At 48.8% G+C, this 20,138-nt stretch carries 20 protein-coding genes; 8 read left to right on the forward strand and 12 right to left on the reverse strand.

Features of this window, described 5'->3' with window-relative positions:
* Positions 1-43 precede the first annotated feature (43 nt).
* A complete protein-coding gene (locus tag BUB81_RS07285; protein WP_073320458.1) occupies positions 44-1,219 on the forward strand; it encodes a benzoate/H(+) symporter BenE family transporter in 1,176 nt (391 codons plus the stop codon).
* A 51-nt stretch (positions 1,220-1,270) separates the two neighbouring features.
* Here the strand turns inward: BUB81_RS07285 and BUB81_RS07290 are convergent, their stop codons facing one another.
* The gene (locus BUB81_RS07290; protein WP_073320461.1) at positions 1,271-2,107 is read right to left on the reverse strand and encodes an HDOD domain-containing protein; all 837 of its coding nucleotides are present in this window, start codon (positions 2,105-2,107) and stop codon (positions 1,271-1,273) included.
* A 326-nt stretch (positions 2,108-2,433) separates the two neighbouring features.
* Between BUB81_RS07290 and BUB81_RS07295 the strand changes: the two genes are divergently transcribed.
* Positions 2,434-4,110, forward strand: coding sequence for a dipeptidyl-peptidase 3 family protein (locus BUB81_RS07295; RefSeq protein ID WP_073320464.1), 1,677 nt, complete (start codon positions 2,434-2,436; stop codon positions 4,108-4,110).
* 111 nt (positions 4,111-4,221) lie between these two features.
* Here the strand turns inward: BUB81_RS07295 and BUB81_RS07300 are convergent, their stop codons facing one another.
* The 4 genes from BUB81_RS07300 to folB are packed head-to-tail and all read right to left on the reverse strand — an operon-like array spanning position 4,222 to position 6,268.
* Positions 4,222-4,590: a histidine triad nucleotide-binding protein gene (locus BUB81_RS07300; RefSeq protein ID WP_073320467.1), complete on the reverse strand. Its 369-nt coding sequence runs from the start codon at positions 4,588-4,590 to the stop codon at positions 4,222-4,224.
* 21 nt (positions 4,591-4,611) lie between these two features.
* Complete coding sequence (locus tag BUB81_RS07305; RefSeq protein ID WP_073320471.1) at positions 4,612-5,412, reverse strand: undecaprenyl-diphosphate phosphatase; 801 nt, start codon at positions 5,410-5,412, stop codon at positions 4,612-4,614.
* Positions 5,409-5,915: a 2-amino-4-hydroxy-6-hydroxymethyldihydropteridine diphosphokinase gene (folK, locus tag BUB81_RS07310; protein WP_084526307.1), complete on the reverse strand. Its 507-nt coding sequence runs from the start codon at positions 5,913-5,915 to the stop codon at positions 5,409-5,411. The genes BUB81_RS07305 and folK overlap by 4 nt, the downstream gene beginning before the upstream one ends.
* Positions 5,912-6,268 carry a dihydroneopterin aldolase gene (gene folB / locus BUB81_RS07315; protein WP_073321101.1) on the reverse strand — a complete coding sequence of 119 codons (357 nt, stop codon included), beginning with the start codon at positions 6,266-6,268 and terminating at the stop codon, positions 5,912-5,914. Before folB ends, folK begins: the two co-directional genes overlap by 4 nt.
* A gap of 193 nt (positions 6,269-6,461) precedes the next feature.
* Here folB and plsY point away from each other — a divergent pair, with 193 nt between their 5' ends.
* Positions 6,462-7,064, forward strand: a complete 603-nt coding sequence (gene plsY / locus BUB81_RS07320) for a glycerol-3-phosphate 1-O-acyltransferase PlsY (protein WP_073320474.1) — start codon at positions 6,462-6,464, stop codon at positions 7,062-7,064.
* A 24-nt stretch (positions 7,065-7,088) separates the two neighbouring features.
* On the opposite strand, the gene BUB81_RS07325 is transcribed toward plsY, so the two are convergent.
* The 5 genes from BUB81_RS07325 to tsaD all read right to left on the reverse strand — a co-directional run bounded on the left by BUB81_RS07325 (position 7,089) and on the right by tsaD (position 11,634).
* Positions 7,089-7,796 carry a hypothetical protein gene (locus BUB81_RS07325; protein WP_073320477.1) on the reverse strand — a complete coding sequence of 236 codons (708 nt, stop codon included), beginning with the start codon at positions 7,794-7,796 and terminating at the stop codon, positions 7,089-7,091.
* Positions 7,797-8,027: 231 nt separating this feature from the next.
* Entirely contained in the window at positions 8,028-8,861 is an 834-nt protein-coding gene (locus BUB81_RS07330) for a TlpA disulfide reductase family protein (RefSeq protein WP_139241523.1), read from the reverse strand.
* A 2-nt stretch (positions 8,862-8,863) separates the two neighbouring features.
* Positions 8,864-9,214, reverse strand: a complete 351-nt coding sequence (locus tag BUB81_RS07335) for a carboxymuconolactone decarboxylase family protein (protein ID WP_073320483.1) — start codon at positions 9,212-9,214, stop codon at positions 8,864-8,866.
* A gap of 48 nt (positions 9,215-9,262) precedes the next feature.
* The gene (locus tag BUB81_RS07340; protein WP_245819133.1) at positions 9,263-10,429 is read right to left on the reverse strand and encodes an alkaline phosphatase family protein; all 1,167 of its coding nucleotides are present in this window, start codon (positions 10,427-10,429) and stop codon (positions 9,263-9,265) included.
* A gap of 191 nt (positions 10,430-10,620) precedes the next feature.
* Positions 10,621-11,634: a tRNA (adenosine(37)-N6)-threonylcarbamoyltransferase complex transferase subunit TsaD gene (gene tsaD, locus BUB81_RS07345; protein WP_073320509.1), complete on the reverse strand. Its 1,014-nt coding sequence runs from the start codon at positions 11,632-11,634 to the stop codon at positions 10,621-10,623.
* 251 nt (positions 11,635-11,885) lie between these two features.
* Between tsaD and rpsU the strand changes: the two genes are divergently transcribed.
* From rpsU to rpoD, 4 genes are all read left to right on the forward strand, one after another.
* Entirely contained in the window at positions 11,886-12,101 is a 216-nt protein-coding gene (rpsU, locus tag BUB81_RS07350) for a 30S ribosomal protein S21 (RefSeq protein ID WP_012517258.1), read from the forward strand.
* Between the two features lie 71 nt (positions 12,102-12,172).
* The gene (locus BUB81_RS07355) at positions 12,173-12,616 is read left to right on the forward strand and encodes a GatB/YqeY domain-containing protein (RefSeq protein ID WP_073320512.1); all 444 of its coding nucleotides are present in this window, start codon (positions 12,173-12,175) and stop codon (positions 12,614-12,616) included.
* Positions 12,617-12,727: 111 nt separating this feature from the next.
* Positions 12,728-14,515, forward strand: a complete 1,788-nt coding sequence (gene dnaG, locus BUB81_RS07360; protein ID WP_073320515.1) for a DNA primase — start codon at positions 12,728-12,730, stop codon at positions 14,513-14,515.
* 245 nt (positions 14,516-14,760) lie between these two features.
* Positions 14,761-16,596, forward strand: coding sequence for an RNA polymerase sigma factor RpoD (rpoD, locus tag BUB81_RS07365; protein ID WP_073320519.1), 1,836 nt, complete (start codon positions 14,761-14,763; stop codon positions 16,594-16,596).
* A gap of 17 nt (positions 16,597-16,613) precedes the next feature.
* Here the strand turns inward: rpoD and tsgA are convergent, their stop codons facing one another.
* Together tsgA and BUB81_RS07375 are read right to left on the reverse strand one after the other, a co-directional pair.
* Positions 16,614-17,858 carry an MFS transporter TsgA gene (gene tsgA / locus BUB81_RS07370; RefSeq protein WP_073320522.1) on the reverse strand — a complete coding sequence of 415 codons (1,245 nt, stop codon included), beginning with the start codon at positions 17,856-17,858 and terminating at the stop codon, positions 16,614-16,616.
* Positions 17,858-18,379, reverse strand: a complete 522-nt coding sequence (locus BUB81_RS07375) for a DUF3750 domain-containing protein (protein ID WP_425435067.1) — start codon at positions 18,377-18,379, stop codon at positions 17,858-17,860. Before BUB81_RS07375 ends, tsgA begins: the two co-directional genes overlap by 1 nt.
* Before the next feature lie 188 nt (positions 18,380-18,567).
* Between BUB81_RS07375 and BUB81_RS07380 the strand changes: the two genes are divergently transcribed.
* Positions 18,568-20,130 (forward strand): sodium:solute symporter family transporter, encoded by a 1,563-nt coding sequence (locus BUB81_RS07380; protein WP_139241524.1) that lies wholly within the window; start codon positions 18,568-18,570, stop codon positions 20,128-20,130.
* The last annotated feature ends 8 nt before the right edge of the window (positions 20,131-20,138 follow it).

The following is a 20,138-nucleotide window of genomic DNA, read 5'->3' on the forward strand; positions in this document are numbered from 1 at the left end:
CACATTAACCATTTATGTTGTGTTCTGCAACGTGGGGAGTGTCATGGCAGGGTATTTTCGCATCAGTCACATTGCCGCAGGTTTGACTGCTGTCGTGGTGGGTTATAGCAGTTCCGTTGTTATTGTTATAGAAGCCGCGCGACAAGCCGGTGCTAACGATGCTCAGTTAATCAGTTGGTTACTGATATTAGGACTCGGCATGGGCATTTCATGCCTGTACTTCTCGCTTAAATTTCGCATGCCGGTGGTGACAGCCTGGTCGACCCCTGGTGCGGTATTTCTCATTTCGACTGCTGGCCCTTTCTCACTTTCCGACGTAACAGGCGCGCTGATTGGCGCCGGTATACTCAGCCTGATTGCGGCGCGCAGTCAGGCGTTGATGCGGGGTATCGAACGTATTCCGCCCGCGCTGGCGGCGGCGATGCTGGCCGGCATACTATTGCCCTATTGCCTGAATGTATTTAGCAGCGCCACGTCACACCCGCTGCTCACCATGTTATTTGTTGGAATTTACTTACTTGGCAGCCGGCTTTTTGCCCGTTATCTCATGTTGATATTACTGGTTGTGGCAGGTATCGCTGCCTGGGTGTTAAGCCCTGCCGGGGCTCCCGCCGTCACGCTTGGCTTACCCACACTGGAGTGGGTAATGCCTACCTGGTCGCTATCTGCGTTTATCAGTATCGGCGTGCCGTTATTCCTGATTACCATGTTGTCGCAAAACTTACCCGGCATCAGTATTTTGCACAGCCATCACTACAAACCAGACAACCGTTTTGTACTAACGGGTATTGCTTTACTACAGCTGTTCACCGCGCCGTTTGGAGGATTTATGTATAACCTGGCTGCCATCACCGCTGCAATTTGTATGGCTGAAAACGTCGATGACGATCCGGCACAACGTTACAAAGCCGGTGTTGCAGCAGGCCTGGGTTATTTACTGTCAGGTGCGATGGCGGTGGCAATTGTGTCGGTATTTACCATGATGCCAACTGTCGTCACACAGTTGCTGGCAGGTATAGCACTTCTGGCTACGTTACAAAGCAGTTTGCTGCGCGCACTGGAAGAAACCCACTATCGTCAGGCTGCACTGCTCACTATGTTGTGTAGCGCTTCCGGCTTAACCATGCTGGGGATAAGCGCGCCGGTCTGGGGATTATTATTAGGCGTAGTGACGTTAGGGTTTACGTCAGGCTGGAAAAGACAGGTTGTCAGCAGATAACGTCTCTGCGGCAGCATTCAGGCTGCCGCGAAACGCTGCTATTGGAACGGTTTACGCAAAAATCTGTTTCGCTGCTGAACGCATTTCAGCAAACTCGTCAGACAACAACGAATTAACGTCTTCTACCACACCGCGCTGAATCGCCAGATTCAATATGGCGTCTTTCTGATTGTTAATTTGGCCCGCTAATGCCGCTCCCACGCGCACAAAGTCAACATAGGACAGTTTTTCAGGAATATAGGCCAGATCATGCCAGCGCTCTGCTACCGTGACAAAATTATCTCCAAATCCCCAGCTTTGCATGATGCTGCCACCAATGCGCGGCGCCAGTTTATCAATCGCATCATCGAGGAACGTCGGGCTGGCAAACACTTCTTCATGGCGTTCGGCTTCGGTAAGAATAGGCAGTACACCAATGTTGTGGACCAAGGCCGTTAGCGTCATGGTATCAATGGTCATTTCGCGATTTTTGGTGCGAGCCACGTACAGTTGTAGCGTCGCCATGGCATTAGCCACCACTTCAACTGTGTTATTCCACTCGCGTTTCATGTACTCGCCTACCAGTTCGTTTTTAGACACGAACAGCTGCTCCATGGCCAGTGCAGTAGCGATATTTTTAATTTGGCGCAGCCCAATACGGGTTACCGCCTGAGAAATTGAAGTTACTTTAACAGCCCGCCCCATATAAGCGCTGTTCGCGATTTTAATCATGCGAGCACTAAGTGAGGGGTCCTGACCAATTACATCGCCCATTTGATTCAGGTTTATATCCGGATCATCTGCTGCTTTACGAACTTTTAATGCAACTGCAGGTAATGTGGGTAATACCAGTGTATCGTTCTTGATTTTCTCAACCAGAATGGTTAACAGCGCGTTTTGTGTCGACATAGTCCTACCTTAGTCTTGGCTTATTGTGTGCCTGGTTATAGCCAGACAGCTATTCTCGCGATCTCATGCCTTCCGTGGAGCCGGCATTAGTATGCAGAAAATCCAATATAACAACGATTCTGAGATCGCGCACCCAGGGATTGTTATTCTTTTTGACCCTGCGCAATAAATATAAGGGTCATACAAAAAACCCGCCGCCTGTTCCGACACCCGGCGTGTTTACCCTGTCTGGTTTGAGTATAGCATCTGCATAAAAGGTTGGTTATGCTAACGCTAAATTTTCAAATTTTTAGACTAAAGAACAACAAAAACAGACGGAAAATCATATGAAACAGTTATTTACCAAAACACTGCTAGCTACATTAATGGGCGGTGTTATTGCCCTCTCTGGCTGTAGCCAACCAACCAGCAATGACTCACCCGGCAGTACGACGACTTCGCCCTCGTTACTTGTTCCAAAAGAACGTCTTGCTATTTATCACGAGGTTCCTCTTACCGCGGACCTGACTCATTTGAGCGAAAATCAGCGCGCAATGCTGTCGTTACTCATTGATGCCTCTGTCATTATGGACAACCTGTTTTGGCAACAAGCGTTTCACGAAAACAAAACCGACTTTCTTGCATCACTTACAGACCCCGCCATTCGCCGTTTTGCTGATATCAATTACGGTCCGTGGGACAGGTTAAATGGCGACAGGCCGTTTCTTAGCGGATACGAAGAAAAGGCACCTGGAGCAGAGTTCTATCCCCACGACATAACAAAAGACGCGTTTAACAAGGCGTCATTTGCCGACAAAGACGGTCTGTACTCAATAGTTCGCTACGACGATGCAGGTAACCTCACCAGCATTCCTTACAGCGAGGCCTACGCAGCGCCATTGCAAAAAGCCGCAGAGCTACTGAGAAAAGCGTCAGAACTGGCAGACAATCCAGCTTTTGCGAATTACCTGTCACTGCGCGCAGATGCCTTGTTATCCGATGACTATCTGGCTTCGGATATGGCCTGGATGGATATGAAGACCAACCCCATTGAGTTGGTCATTGGCCCCATTGAAAGCTACGAAGATCAATTGTTTGGTTATCGCGCTGCATTTGAAGCCTACGTGTTAATTAAAGATATGGCCTGGAGCGAAAAGCTGGCCAAGTACGCCCAGTTTCTGCCTGAACTGCAGCGCGGGTTACCTGTCCCTGATGCTTATAAACAGGAAACTCCAGGATCAGACGCAGATTTAAATGCTTATGACGTGATTTATTATGCCGGCCACTCAAATGCGGGCAGCAAAACCATCGCAATCAACCTGCCAAACGACGAACGTGTGCAGCTGGAAAAAGGGACTCGTCGGTTACAGCTGAAAAATGCTATGCAGGCAAAATTTGACCATATTCTGGCGCCGATTGCTGACGTACTTATTGCACCGGAACAACGTGAGCACGTAACGTTTAACGCGTTTTTTGCCAACACTATGTTCCACGAAGTCGCACACGGGCTGGGCATAAAGAATACACTGGACGGCAAGCAAACCGTGCGCGCAGCACTCAAAGAACATGCTTCGGCACTTGAAGAAGGCAAGGCTGATATTTTAGGTCTGTACATGGTACAGAGCCTGCTGGAGAAAGGTGAAATCACCGAAGGTACACTGAAAGACTATTATGTGACCTTTATGGCGGGCATTTTCCGTTCGGTGCGCTTTGGTGCCAGCTCTGCACATGGAAAGGCCAATATGATTCGCTTTAACTATTTTGCCGAAGCCGGCGCGTTTGACCGTGACGAACAGGGACTGTATAGCGTAAACATGGACAAAATGTCGGCGGCTGTCGCGTCACTCAGTGAGCGTATTCTTACACTGCAGGGCGATGGTGACTATGCTGGCGTTGCTGCATTGGTTGCAGACAAAGGGGTAATTAAGCCACAGCTGGCTGGTGACCTTGAGCGACTGGCCAGCGCCAGCATTCCGGTTGATATCGTCTTCGATCAGGGTAAAGCGCAATTGGGACTCAAGTAACCCCGCTTTACTCACCAATCCAATACAATGAAGCCGCTGTTTAAGCGGCTTCGTTTTATTCCTGGCACCTACAATTAATGAACCAGAATTAGGTATAGAAATCGTTCAGGGCTATTCCAACGGTTTCATCTTATCAGTGTAAGGTGGCCATCCCATCGGTTTACCTGCCAGTACGTGTAGATGAATATGGTACACCGTTTGACCACCATACTCGTTGCAGTTCATTACCGCACGGTAACCCTGATCAGCAAAGCCTTTCTCGGCGGCCAGTTTCGCTGCCACAACATACAAATGCCCCACGACTTCGCGATCAGCTTCAGTTATGTCGTTAATCGTCGCGATTTGTTTTTTCGGGATCACCAGAAAGTGTACCGGTGCCTGCGGGTTGATATCACTGAAGGCAAGCGCCAGCTCATCTTCATATAAGATCTCAGCAGGGATCGACTTATCGATAATTTTGTCAAAAATGGTTTCAGCCATCAGCTATCTCCAATAAAAGGTTTACCAGAATATAAAGGCAACCAATACAGCGCCCAGCAGCAAACGGTAGATCACGAACGGTAACATACCAATGCGGCTAATCCAGCTTAAAAACAGGAAAATACACAGATACGCCGCGACGAACGAGAATCCCGCACCGTAGATAAGTGCATTCCAGTCTACTGCCGTGTCAGCCTCTACCAGGTCTTTCACAGCCAACAGGCCTGCACCCAGGATCACCGGAATTGAAAGCAAGAATGAAAAGCGCGCGGTACTTTCGCGGTCCAGCCCTAACATTAAGCCTGCTGTCATGGTAATACCTGAACGGGATGTGCCGGGAATGAGCGCCAGCATTTGTGCAAAACCAATAATGACCGCTTGTTTAAGCGTAATCGACTCCAGCTTTTGTACATGCTTAGCCTTCACATCGGCGTACCAAAGCAATAGTCCAAATACAATGGTTGTTACAGCTATGACAGCTGCACTTCTGGCATGGGTTTCGATGATGTCCTTTAGCGAGAAACCCGCTATGACGGCCGGAATCGTCGCAATCACTACAAACCAGGCCAGACGGCTGTCCGTCGTTTGTTCTTTGCGCCAACCATGCTGCAGAAACGCGACCGACATGGTAAAAATATCCCGCCGAAAATAAATCATAACGGCAAGTAAACTTCCAACGTGCACCGCCACATCGAACGCCAACCCCTGATTGCGCCAGCCGAGTACTTCAGCGGGTAAAATTAAGTGCGCAGAGCTACTGATGGGCAGAAACTCGGTTAAGCCCTGAATTATGGCCAGTACAATGATTTCAAATAACGTCATGCCTGTGTTGAACTCCATTCAAATGCAATAGGCTGTATAGGTTGGGATGTGCGGTCAAATTGTTGCCAGAGCGCTTCGTAGGTTTTGCCTGTAACCGGATGTCGTTCATTTGGCACCAATTCTGCCAGAGGCCGTAGCACAAATGCCCGGGCGAGTATTTCGGGTCTGGGCAGCACAACGGGTGACTGACACACCTGGTTATCGAAGCACAATAAATCCAAATCCATTGTGCGGGAACACGGCGTCTTATGCCAGTTTTTTCGGCCGAACTCCGCTTCAATCTGCTTGAATAACTGATAGGTTTCCTCAAGGCTTAACGGGGTTTCTACGCTGGCTACCCAGTTGTAAAAACCTGGTCCTTCAAAGCCTACCGCAGGACAATCATACACACTGGACACCTTCACATTGTGAAAATGCTGGTTAAGCACATGATATGCCTGGCGCGTGTGGTATTCCCGCTCGATGTTTGAACCTATACCAATTAAAACGCGGTGCAATGTCACTCGCTAACCTCGTGTGTTACCTGAATGCCTACTTTTTGCGCATCGGGCAAAATTCCGGGCTTTTCGATTTTCAATACCAGTTTCTGAATCGGGAAACGTGCACAGAGGCTATCAACAATCGCTTTAGACAACGCCTCGAGCAATTCAAAGCCGCTTGATGCGCCGACTTCTTTAACGCATTCAGCAACAGCTGCATAGTCTATGGTGTGATTGACATCATCAGACGCCATGGCCTCAGACAGGTCAGCATTGATCAGCAAATCCATTATTAACGTGGTTTGTTGCGTGCGCTCCCAGTCGTACACGCCAATCAGGGTAGGTACGCTGAGTCCTTCTATAAAAATTTGCTGCATTTTTAAGGCCTTTAGTCTACATCGAATTACATTCTGAAACGCTTTGAAACCGCTAGCGGTTTTTGCGCGCAGTATAGCATACAGATACACAGACGCAGCCGGATCAGTCATGGGCAGTTACATTGTGTTTCTGGCTTTCGGACAAAGTTTCTAGTAGTGTGTGCACACTTATTGTATGACAGCGGATATAGTCATGATTGCACTGAGTTTACTGATGGTTTGTGTGGCCTATTTGGTTGGGTCAGTATCCAGTGCTGTGCTCATTAGCCGGCTATTTCGCTTACCCGATCCCAGAAAAAATGGCTCAGGCAATCCTGGCGCAACCAATGTGCTGCGCATTGGCGGTCGTTTCCCGGCCGTGTTGGTATTGCTCTCGGATATCCTGAAAGGCACCATCCCGGTGTATTCCGCGTATTTTATGGGGATCCCTCCGGTTGCACTCGGCCTGATTGCCATCGCCGCTTGTCTGGGACATATCTACCCCCTTTACTTCCAGTTTAACGGCGGGAAAGGCGTAGCAACCGCATTTGGCGCGATGCTGCCTATTGGCCCTTCCCTGGCTGGTTTGTTAATCGCTAGTTGGGCTGTGGTGGTCTTTATATGGGGGTACTCATCGCTGGGCGCACTGGTATCAGTCATGCTGGCGCCGGTATTCACCTGGTTCATTAAACCCCAGTACACACTGCCCGTTGCGATGCTGTCGATTCTGATCATTTTCCGCCACCGCGACAATATCAAACGCCTTTGGGCCGGTGAAGAGAGTAAAGTGTGGGACAAGGGCAAAGCCAACGAGTAACTCCTTAACTCAGCCCCGCTTAAGTTAGCGCCTGGTGCCCACAATAAACGAGCAACCGCCAGGTAAAGAGCCCGCATTTAGCGAAACAAGTTCAACGTAGTCTATTTCGCCCACAACATCACTGCCAGTGAATTGCTGTATTTCAAAATAATACTCTGCGTAGGTTAACCCCGCTTTTTGCAATTCTACGAATGGATATTGCCGGTATTTCCAGGTGCCTTTCACCGAATCTCCCAGGTAGCCACCGCTTTGGGACTGAACGTCCAGAAGAAATGTGCCGTCACTCTCTAAATTCAGCGCGGTCACATTTTCACACTGTTTTCCTTCGTATCGGTTGATAAGATCCTGTTTAAATAACACAAGGTTACTACCGTTATTTTCCGGCAGTAAAAACAAAGCCAGTGAGTTCTTCGTATACCAGTGATTTCCCTTCGTCATCCCCTGGGTGCGCTTAATCGGAAAACCTGCCTCAACAGACAATGCCTCTGCAAGTGCAATAAATTCAGGATCGCGAAGCAACAAAGAATAAAGTAGGGTGTTTTCAGAAATGGACGCTGGCATATCGAAGTCATTCAGTATAATTTGATATTGCTCCGACTCCTCGAACGCCTCTTTAACCTCTTTTTTCTGACTTTCACTTAAATATTTTGCGTATACATATACCGTTGGCTTACTCGCACATCCAGCCAGCAATATGCTGACAATCGCAAAGAAATAGACAGCTAATTTCATTTCCACATCCCTTTACCAGATTGATTACAACTGTAATCCATATTGATTACAACTGTAATCCATATTGATTACAAATGTAATCCATATGGATTACAAATGTAATTCATATGAAAGCACGATGCAAATGAAGAATACAATTAGAGGAATACAGAGGGTCGTTAATCGACGACAAGCAGGCCAGATTTTGCAATTTCTCTTTAGTAAGCAAGGCTTAAGTTACTGGACGTTGAACTACGGCGTTGATTCTGCCTGTAAAATACGTATTGCTTTTGCCAGACTGGCATCAGAAACACCGCCAACGTGCCGGTATATTAATTTGCCGTCCCGGGAATAAAACAACGTAGTCGGCAACACGGCAACACCAAACTCCCGACTTACGTCACCCGAGACATCCATTAGCATATTGTTCAATTCAAGTTCTTGTTCAGCGAGAAACGCCCGAACCTGAGCAGGCGATTCAGACTGGTTAATCAGCACAATATGGATATCCGGATTATCTCGCTGCGCCCTGGCCATCGCCGGCATTTCGCGGCGACAAGGTGGGCACCAGGTTGCCCAGAAATTAATTACCAGCGGTTTGTCTTTAAAGTCAGAAAGATTCACCGGACTGCCTTCCAGCGACCCTACCATAGGCACTGGCATCGACGCTGAACGCAACAACAGGGAAACCGCGACATAAAGTGGAAGCATAACGACGGATGTTGCAACACCAGTCCATAGCAGGGTAGAGCGGATTACAGGATGGCGATGGATACTGTAGCTGACATACAAAGCCGCTGCGACCAGGCCACTTCCGACAGAAAAACCGCCGTCGCGCACATCCAGCATAGCGAGAACATCACCATGAAAATACGACCACTGTCCAACAATGAAACCAAGCCGGGCAAAAAAGAAGCCTATGGCAAAGGCACCAAACACCGCATTGCTGGCAAATTGGTAACAGGTTTTTGGACTATTTGCGCGCCGACTGAATACATAGCAGCCTGCCCAGGCCAGCATTAACGCTCCCCATATCAGCGCATAGTCAATAGAAAGCCCAAGTGGTCCGAGGGAAATACTGTGCAAATCTACTCCGCATATTGACTAAATTGTTCGTACGCCAGCATCGCATCTGCCGCGTACATCAAAGAAGGCCCGCCCCCCATATAGATGGCCATTCCCAGCGTTTCCTCCACTTCAGCTTTAGTGGCGCCCAATTCCACCAATGCTTTGGCGTGAAAGCCAATACAACCATCACAGCGGGTTGAAACACCTATAGCCAGAGCAATCAGCTCTTTGGTTTTCTTGTCCAGTACGCCATCACGGGTGGCCGCCTGGGCCATGGCGGAAAAGCCTTGCATGGTATCGGTTATATCCGAACGCAGGGTTTTCATATTGCTAGAGATTCGCTGGGTTATCTCTGGATAGGATTTGCTCATGGTACCGCTCCTCTTACCACGCCATGTCAACACGGCGGGCATGGCGAATTATTCAACCTGCAAAGCCGGGGCTAATACTGATAACTGACCGTCAATTGGCGTTAATACTTTCAGACCCAGGATCTTTGCCAATGCCGGATACACTTCCAAGTTACGCATTGCTGGGAATGTCAGCCCCGCTTTAAACGCCGGGCCAGCAGCAACAAAAAACGCCCCCATGTCCGGGTGTTCTGGCAAATAGCCATGACCGCCAGGGCCAACACGACTGTCTTTGCGCTTAATAAACTTTGCCGGTGGTGCAATGGTAATAATGAGGTCTCCGGTACGGTCATTATGCGGCATTCGATAATGCTGACGTTGATCCTTATCAAACACCTGCACGCCTGGTAGTCTCAGCGCGTTTATACGGTTACGCTGCGCCTCAATTGCCGCCTGGTCCACACCGTCTTTAGCGTAGAGCAGGATCTGCTCGCCTTCATTCAACACCAGAAAATCCTCACTGATATGCAGTTCAGATTCCTCTATGGCTTTCGCTCGGTCCACCGGCGTCATGCCGTGATCAGACACCAATACCAGGTTCACTTTAAAAGGCAGTGCCTGAATACGCTTGTAAAGCTGCCCCATTAGCGCATCCAGTTGCTGAACCGCTTCATAAGTTTCTGGTGCATCAGGTCCAAAATCGTGCCCAACGGTATCAACCAATGAAAAATACCCTGCGATAAAACGAGGACGGCTCACCTCTGGGTAAGACAGCCATTCCATGATTTGATCGACGCGTTGTTGGTAGTCGGCATATTTAGAATAGTGGAAATGATAAGTAGGAAGCTGTCCGCCAATGCGCGCATCAGACTCAGGCCAGAAAAACGTTGCGGCTTTTAGTCCGTGTGTTTCCACCAGGTTCCACATGGGCATGGCCGTAATCCACGTGCTGTCTTCATACCCCTTACCCATTTTGTAGTAATCATGACGCGCTTTGTCGTAAAAGCGATTATTAATAATACCGTGATTCACGGGCAGCAAACCGGTTAACAGCGAAATATGATTGGGAAACGTATTGGCCGGATATACCGGTTGCATCGACATTACACGAGTCCCCTGCCGGGCGATAGCCGCTATATGCGCAGCCTTATGCTTTTCAATGTAATCATGCCTAAAGCCATCTATTGAGATCAGTACCACATGCTGGTCAGAAGTGGCATAAACGCTGGATGTCATTATGGAAAAACACGTAATAACAAAAACAACTAAGCGCTGCATAACAATCACTACCTTTTTATTCTTTGTCCATTCGTCCAAACAGAATGGTTTCTTTTTAGGATCTGAGAGTGACAGTATTTATCGGGGAAGTGTGACAATCCAGTGAAAATCGCTGGGTAACCAGCGATTTTGCGATTACTGAACCAAAATCAAAGCGCAGAAAGCGTATCCAGTGGCCAGCGAGGTTTAACTGAATCGGACAGGGGGGTGCTTTGCCCGGCTTTCAGACGCTGTAAGCCCGCATAGGCAATCATGGCGCCGTTATCAGTACAAAATCCCAGACTGGGGTAAAATACTTCGCCACGGATATCCTGCATGAGCTTTTTCATTGCACTACGCAGTTCGGTGTTGGCGCTTACGCCTCCGGCGATAACTAACCGCTTCAACCCCGTTTGCTTTAGCGCACGCTTGCATTTGATCGACAGTGTATCAATGACCGCCTCCTGAAACGCATAAGCAATATTAGCGCGGGTTTGCGGATTGTCGTCAGCGTCGCGAATGGTATTGGCAGCGAAGGTTTTCAAACCACTAAAACTGAAATCCAGTCCCGGGCGATCGGTCATTGGACGCGGAAAAGCGTAATGGCCGGGTTCGCCCTGCTCTGCCAGTTTAGCAAGTAACGGACCACCGGGATAATCCAGCCCCAGTAGTTTTGCGGTTTTATCGAATGCTTCCCCCGCAGCGTCGTCTATCGACTCACCAAGCAACGTATAACGGCCAATACCGTCAACCTGCACCAGCATCGAGTGGCCACCAGACACCAGCAGGGCCACAAACGGGAATTCCGGGGCAGTCTCTTCCAGCATCGGCGCCAGCAAATGCCCTTCCATATGATGAACACCAATAGCAGGCACATCCCAGGCGTAGGCCAGCGAACGCCCTACTGACGCGCCGACCAACAGCGCGCCAACCAGTCCCGGCCCCTGTGTGTAAGCAATACCGTCTATATCTTCTTCTTTACAGTTGGCGTCATCCAGCGCCTTTTGAATAAGCGGTACAATTTTTCTGACGTGATCCCGCGAAGCCAGTTCAGGCACAACGCCACCATAGTCAGCATGCAGTTTCACCTGACTGTACAATGTGTGCGACAACAAGCCCGCTTCATCATCGTATACTGCAATGCCGGTTTCATCACATGAGGTTTCTATACCTAATACACGCATGGTCGTAATTTCTTTGCTAAGGACGGATTTAATCGTTAAAGTTTACCCGATTCATAGCGGGCTGGACAATCAACAATCTCAATCACCCACGCCCTGCCCCGACACATTGGCTATTTTTTATCGGCTTTTTTGTCACCGGGGCTTTACATCGCCGTCTCGAATGATTAGAATTTCGCACCATTTTTAACCCGGGTGGTTGAAAAAACCCAGTTGAACCCCGGAAATCCGTTAAGTTTTGAGGTGAGATTTTAATGCCCATCGTTAAAGTAAGAGAAAACGAGCCATTTGACGTAGCACTGCGTCGTTTTAAGCGTTCTTGTGAAAAAGCAGGTGTACTGTCTGAAGTACGTCGTCGTGAATTCTTCGAAAAGCCTACTTGGGAACGCAAGCGCAAGAAAGCAGCTGCTAAAAAGCGTCATCTTAAGAAGTTGGCTCGCGAAAACGCACGTCGCGTAAAACTTTACTAAGCAATGATTGGCAGTGGGGTCTCGTTGAGACCTCTTTGCATTTTATTGATTAGCAGTAAACGAGTATCCCAATGGCACTGATTGACGAATTAAAAAACGCCCAAAAAGACGCTATGCGAGCGAAAGACAAAGTTCGCTTGGGGACTATTCGTATGGCCCTTGCTGCCATAAAGCAAAAAGAAATCGACGAACAGGTAACCCTGTCTGACGCCGATGTGCTTGCGATCTTAACCAAGATGGTCAAGCAGCGTCAGGATGCTGCGTCACAATACGACGCGGCAGGTCGCGATGATTTGGCACAAACAGAACGTGCTGAAATCACCGTCATCGAAACCTTCTTACCACAAGCACTCACCGACGACGAATTGGCCGCGTTAATTAACGAAGCCATGGCGAGCACGGGAGCCAGTGGCATGCAAGACATGGGCAAGGTAATGGGCTTCCTGAAACCTAAGGTCCAGGGCCGTACCGACATGGGTGCGCTCAGCGCAAAAATCAAACAGCAACTAAACTAATAGCTGTATTTTCCCTTTTCTGAATCAGCTAACTGTTTGCGCAATTTCCCCAGCCTGATACAGTAGCCTGAATACGTTTCTGAATTAACTTCTTGGCAGTGTGTAGCAGTTATGGCGGGTAAAATCCCTCGCGAATTTATTGATGATTTACTGGCTCGAACAGACATTGTCGAAATCGTCGACAGCCGCGTTCGCCTTAAAAAAGCCGGTAAAAATTACTCTGCCTGCTGCCCGTTTCACAACGAAAAATCACCGTCTTTCACTGTTGCACAGGATAAGCAGTTTTATCATTGCTTTGGATGTGGAGCCCACGGGAACGCTATCTCGTTTTTAATGGAATTCGACAGGCTTGAGTTTGTTGAGGCCATTGAAGAACTTGCCCGCTTGCACGGCCTTGATGTGCCGCGAGAACAAGGCATTGGCGCACGAAGCTTCAGCCCCGAGAAGAAGCAGCAAACCGAGTCTGATTATCAGTTAATGGAAAAAGTGACGCGCTTTTTTCAGCACCAATTAAAACACCACAAACAAGCCGCCGGTGCAGTGGAATACCTTAAAAAACGCGGCCTGTCTGGCGAAATCGTTAAGCAATGGGAAATTGGTTACGCGCCGCCGGAATGGGATGCGCTGTTATCAACATTTGGTAACGACAACCAGGTACGCAAGCAATTGATTGACTTAAAACTGGTTAATCAAAACGACAATGGCAAGCAATATGACTTCTTCCGCGACCGCATCATGTTTCCTATTCGCGATAAACGCGGCCGTGTGTGTGGCTTTGGCGGGCGTATTCTGGAAGGTAATGGGCCGAAATACCTGAACTCCCCGGAAACCCGCATATTTCACAAAGGCTACGAACTGTTTGGTTATCACCACACCCGTCAACAACGCAATTTACCGAGGATTTTGATTGTTGAAGGCTATATGGATGTGGTTGCCCTCAGTCAGTTTGACATTCAGTACGCAACCGCCGCCCTGGGTACAGCAACCACTCAGGAACACATGACTATGCTGATGCGCAGCAATCAGGAAATCGTGTGTTGCTACGACGGTGACCGCGCCGGACGTGATGCTGCCTGGCGAGCGGTAGAGAATGCCCTGCCCGCTTTGAAAGATGGCGTGCATTTAAAATTCCTGTTCCTTCCCGACGGCGAAGACCCGGACACCATGGTGCGTAAAGTTGGCAAAGAGGCATTTGAATCTCTGATTGCCGACGCTGCGCCATTATCGCGCTTTTTCTTCGATACGTTACTCAAACAGCATCCGGTGGGTACCCCCGAAGGCAAGGTTGCGTTGAAGTCTGCCGCTCAGCCATTGATTGATCAGGTTGCCGGCGAACAACAAAAACAAATGCTGCAGGAAGAATTAAGCAAACACGTAGGCGAATACGACCGCTTCAAACTGGACCGTGATATTCGCAACGCCAATGACCGGGCCCAGAAACCCAATCGGGCCGGTACTTTCGACAACATGAAAAAGTCACGCCTGTCACCGATTCGCATGATGATACGCCTGCTACTTGAGCATCCGGGCTTAGCCGCGGATTGCGCAGATTCCGTGCAGCCCTCTTATCTGGCGGGATCTGGCATCGCTGGCCTTCCGGTGTTACAGGATTTATTTGCGTTTTGCGAGCAGCATCCTAATGCCAGCACCGCGATGGTACTTGAAAACTTCCGCGATCATCCCCACTCAGTAACCCTGGGCAAGATGCTCATGCAAGAACACCTGGTATCGGAAGAGGATGCAGCACGGGTTTATCGCGACAGTTTTGCCCGATTGCTTGACTGGCATTTCGACAGCCGAATCGATCAACTTTTGTCCAAATCACGTATAGAAGCCTTGTCTGATTCCGAAAAAAAGGAATTGACGCTGCTAATGAAAGAACGCCAGGCTGGTCGATAACAACAATCGTCAAAAAGCTAAAATAAACGAGTCAAAAATAGACAGCAGAGTAGTCAAAATAACGACGGTTCTGTTATACTGTGTAATTCGCTGCCACTGTCGCAAACGGCAGTCGAACAGACAAAACCACATTGAAGCACGTGTAAACCGATATCGCTTTGAGCGAATATCGAACGATCACACCTTTAAAGTGTCTAAACTTTGAAGGGTATTGCAATGGTTAGAATTTAAGAAGTGTAGGGTATATGGCGCAAAGCAAGCAGTCTCAGATTAAACTCCTGATTGCGAAAGGTAAAGAGCAAGGTTACTTAACGTTCTCAGAAGTTAATGACCACCTGCCACAGGACATTGTCGATTCGGATCAGATCGAAGACATCATCCGTATGATCAACGACATGGGAATTCAGGTAGCCGAGTCGGCACCGGATTCTGATGAATTGTTGATGCAGGAAACCACCACCGATGAAGAAGTTGCTGAAGCCGCCGCGCAAGCGTTGGCCACAGTAGAAAGTGAAATCGGCAGAACCACTGACCCGGTGCGCATGTACATGCGTGAAATGGGTACCGTAGAATTGCTTACGCGTGAGGGCGAAATTGAAATCGCCAAGCGTATCGAAGACGGTATTAACCAGGTGCAGTGTTCAGTGGCTGAGTACCCTGAAGCGATCACGTATCTGTTGGATCAATGGGATCTTTACGAAGCCGAAGAAATTCGCCTGAGCGATATTATCTCTGGCTTTGTTGACCCGAACAGCGAAGAAGATCTAGCCCCTACCGCGACTCACGTTGGCTCTGAATTATCTCAGGAAGAACTGGATGATGAAGACGATGACGATGATGATGACGACTCAGATGATGACGACGATAGCGGCGTCGATCCTGAGCAAGCGCGTGAAAAGTTCGCCGAATTACGTGAACAGTACAAAGTTACCCGCAAGGTCATTGAAGCCAAAGGCCGTACGCACGAAACATCGCGCAAAGAAATTGCTGCGCTTAGCGATATATTCAAAGAATTCCGTTTAGTGCCTAAGCAGTTTGACCGCTTAGTGAAGAACATGCGTGAAATGATGGACCGTGTTCGTATCCAGGAACGTCTGGTTATGAAGTACTGTGTCATGCACGCGAAAATGCCGAAGAAAGATTTCATTAAAGCATTTGCTGGCAACGAAACTACAACAGCTTGGTTAGACACCTTGTTGAACAGTGGCGCGCCTTACGCTGGCCTGCTCGCTCAGTACAAAGAAGAAATTGAGCGTAGTGTTAGCAAGATTTCTCAGGTGGAGCAGGAAACCGGTCTGGTTATTTCTGACATCAAAGACATCAACCGCCGTATGTCTATCGGTGAAGCGAAAGCCCGCCGTGCGAAGAAGGAAATGGTTGAAGCCAACCTGCGTTTGGTAATCTCAATTGCGAAGAAATACACCAACCGTGGCCTGCAGTTCCTGGATCTGATTCAGGAAGGTAACATCGGTCTGATGAAAGCGGTAGATAAGTTCGAATACCGTCGTGGTTACAAGTTCTCAACTTACGCTACATGGTGGATTCGTCAGGCAATCACCCGTTCAATTGCGGACCAGGCGCGGACTATCCGTATTCCGGTTCACATGATTGAGACCATTAACAAGCTGAACCGTATTTCGCGTCAGATGTTACAGGAAATGGGTCGTGAGCCTACGCCGGAAGAATTGTCTGAGCGCATGCTAATGCCAGAAGACAAGATCCGCAAAGTACTGAAAATCGCCAAGGAGCCAATCTCGATGGAAACCCCCATCGGTGATGATGAAGATTCACATCTGGGTGACTTCATTGAGGACAGCACTATCGTGCAGCCTCTGGACTCAGCAACTGGCAACAGTCTGAAAGACGCGACACAGGAAGTGCTGGCAGGTTTAACAGCACGTGAAGCGAAAGTACTGCGCATGCGTTTCGGTATTGATATGAACACCGACCACACGCTGGAAGAAGTAGGTAAGCAGTTCGACGTTACCCGTGAGCGTATTCGTCAGATTGAGGCGAAAGCCTTACGCAAACTGCGTCATCCAAGCCGCTCAGAGCAACTGCGCAGCTTCCTGGATGAATAAGTAAGAAATTAGCTGCACTATGCAGCACGTTGCAAAGGCCAGTCAGTCGACTGGCCTTTTTTGTTTTCGCTCAATATCGTCACTAAAAACAACAACGCCATTATAGTGTAGCAGCATACAGAGAGCCATAACGCACCCTGTTCATGACTGAGTGACACCACCACACCTGATACAGCAGGTGCCAGTGTGCTACCAACACTGCCACTGAAGAGCATCAGCGTAACCAGCATAGGCGGAGCATTCGGTATCTGTTGCGTGCCGAGGGAGATGGCGACTTTGTAAATACAGGTGGTCATAAAGCCAAATGCAAAGCCCAGCGACACAAAGGTATCTGGTGAACCACTCACAACCATAGCGGTGGTCAAGCCAATTGCGATAACACTGGCACTAAGCAGCAACAATCTGGTCGGCACAATATTGACCAGCACCACAGATAGCAGTAATCCGAAAATTGAAGCGCCCCAGTAATTGCCAACTACCTGACCGGCTTGGTCGGGTGGCAACGCAAAAGCCGATGTCAGGTAACTCGGTGCCCAGGTCAAAAAACTGGTCTGTGCTACCAAATACAAGCACACTGCCGAAGCCATGCACAATACACGTACACAGAGGAGTGAGCGAAACTCCTGCCAGGCAGAATAAGGCTCTTCAGTGTCTGCGCTTTTATCGGGTGCTTTACTCGCTTTTACCTGATGCGCCTGCGGACTGTCTCCACACACTACCAGGGCAATAATAAACAGCCCAACTATACCAACCGCCAGATAACTGTATTGCCATGGATATTGCTGTGCCAGTAACCAACCCGCCAAGGTTGGAAATAGATACCCTGCAGCACTAAAGGCACAGTCCGTAGCAATAAACGCAGAAGCCCGCCTTTGAGCCTGATAAATTTTTGAAATAATTACTGCCCCGCCAGACAAACCACAACCACAGGCCACACCAAGCACCATGAAAATCAACGCAACGGAAGCATAGTGTTGCGGCTTAAAAAAGCTCAATATGCACAATAAAACAAGTAACAAAGAGTATGTAAGTACCAACAAACTTTTAATAGAAAAGCGGGTATAGAGATACATAGACACACAGGTGCCAATCAATACCCCACCGGTTAGCCAGGAAAATATACTCACCGCGACAGCAGGCGCTAGCTGCAATTGATCAGCTACCGCATTCAGAATAACCCCGGCCTGCGTCAACAGGCCGGACATAACCATGTAGCTAAAAAAGGCGATAAGGGTTAGTCGTGCCTGATGTATCAGGTGCATTATTCTGCATCCACTTCGTTGTCGGCGTACCCTGACCCGATTGCACTAAACGGCAAATCCAGTCCTAACTCAGGTACTTGTAACCCCACCCAGGCAGGAAAGGTATTGCTGTTTGGCCCGGGGAAGACCTGATATTCATTGGCCCAGGGATAATTTGCCACAGCCTCGTTCACCTTCGGAATTAACACTGACGCTTTCTCTCCCTGTATAGACAGTACCTTCTCCGGACGGGAGCCATACCAGTAGCGGTCCGGTGTTTTTGTAGTGTATGTACGCAAGGCAGGATGCCCTTGCCTGACACGCCAACCAACGACTTCATAGACGGTGTATTCTTCGGCTTTTTCCGCCTTCACGGCAATCCAGGTATGAACAGCGAACCAACCCCGCCAGCTAAATGCATCGGCGGCATACACTTCAATGACAGCTTCGGTAGTTTGTTCCGGGGACGGTGCAATACCAGCCGGTTCGCGGCTAGCCGTGCGCCAGTCACTGTTGCTGCACGCCGACACAAAAAAAGACATGAAAACCACCAGACAGACCAGTCTACCCATAATTAATTTCCCGGATTAGTGTATAAACCCCATCTAATCAGGTGAGCAGAATTCAAGCAAGTAGTCCTCAGACCAAACCACCAGCTAGCTCGACCAATACGCGACTGGTAATTTAATGAGCAAATAAGCATACTGGTCAGAAAGGAAGGAAACGCATCGTGACTTGGATAGACTACAGCATTATTGCGCTGTACCTCATTGGCTTGCTTGCCATGGGCGTCAGTTTTCGCAATCAACCGACCAGCAAAGACTATTTTTTAGGGGGCAGAACCATTCCCTGGCCAGCCCTGGCGCTGTCTGTTATGGCCACTCAACTGTCGGCAATCAGTTTCATTTCTGCTCCGGCTTTCGTAGGACTCAGGGAAGGCGGCGGCTTAATTTGGCTGTCGTATGAACTTGCTCTGCCATTGGCAGTATTACTCATGATGTGGCGCTTATTACCTACCCTGCATCAAAGTGGTGTTGTCAGTGTCTATGATTTTCTAGAGCGCCGTTTCGAACGCTCAACACGGCTGCTTATTAGTTTTGTGTTTCAATTAAGCCGCTCTTTTGCCACCGCAATCATGATTTATGCGATTTCATTGATCCTGCAAGGCACCATGGGCATGGCGCAGTGGCAAAGCATTGTGCTGATCGGTGTGATTACCCTGATTTACTCTGCCGTTGGCGGCATGAAAGCCGTTGTGTTTGGCGACGCGGTGCAAATGGTGCTTATTCTGGCTGGCGCAATTATATGCCTAGTAGTTGCACTTAGCGCAATGGGCGGTATCGACGCGACATTAGCGGCACTGGATACAAACAGGCTAAACGCGATTAACCTTGAATCCCTTGGCTTGCAAGGCAATGATTTTGGTTTACTACCGATGCTGTTTGGCGGCGTTGTGCTGTATGCGTCCTATTATGGCTGCGACCAATCGGAAGCCCAGCGTTCCCTGTCTGCCCATAATGTCAGTGATTTACGCAAGGTTATGTACACCGTCGCGCTGAGTCGATTTCCCATTACCTTAATCTATTGTTGCGCAGGTCTGGTTATAGGCACCCTGGTTATGCAAACACCGGAACTGCAAGCGCAAATTCCTGACAATAAACCCGACTGGATGATGCCTGTGTTCATTGTTAATTATCTGCCGAGTGGCTTAATAGGATTATTGGTCGTCGCCATTATGGCGGCGGCCATGTCGTCACTGAGCTCTGCGATTAACAGCCTGGCTGCAGTAACAACCGAAGATATTTGCCGGGTGAAAGGCCACGAACTGAGTGACGAGCAATACATGCGCTTTGCCAAGCGGGCTGGTGTGGGTTGGGGACTTATCACACTGATTTTGTCGTTTTTTGCCGGCGATATAGCCCCAACCATCATTGAAGCGATCAATAAAATCGGCTCAGTGTTTTATGGTCCGGTACTGGCCACGTTTTTGTTGGGTATCCACAGTAAACGCATTACTGCGAAAGCAGCCAACATAGGTTTACTGTTAGGCGTTTTCAGTAACACATTTCTGTGGCTCAGCGACAATCCGCTGTTCTGGTTCTGGTGGAACTTTATTGGCTTTGTCGTTGCAATACTGTCTGCACACCTTGCAAACAGGCTTATTCCAAGCAGCAACAAACCAAAACCACAACGCGCCTTCTCGGGTATTACGCCTACGCTGGCCACCACGTTATTTGTCTGGTGTACCTTACTGGTTGTGGTGTGTTCGCTGCTACCAGACTGGTTAGTTTAAACTCAAAA

The organism is Marisediminitalea aggregata (assembly GCF_900129565.1).
GTDB lineage: Bacteria > Pseudomonadota > Gammaproteobacteria > Enterobacterales > Alteromonadaceae > Alteromonas > Alteromonas aggregata.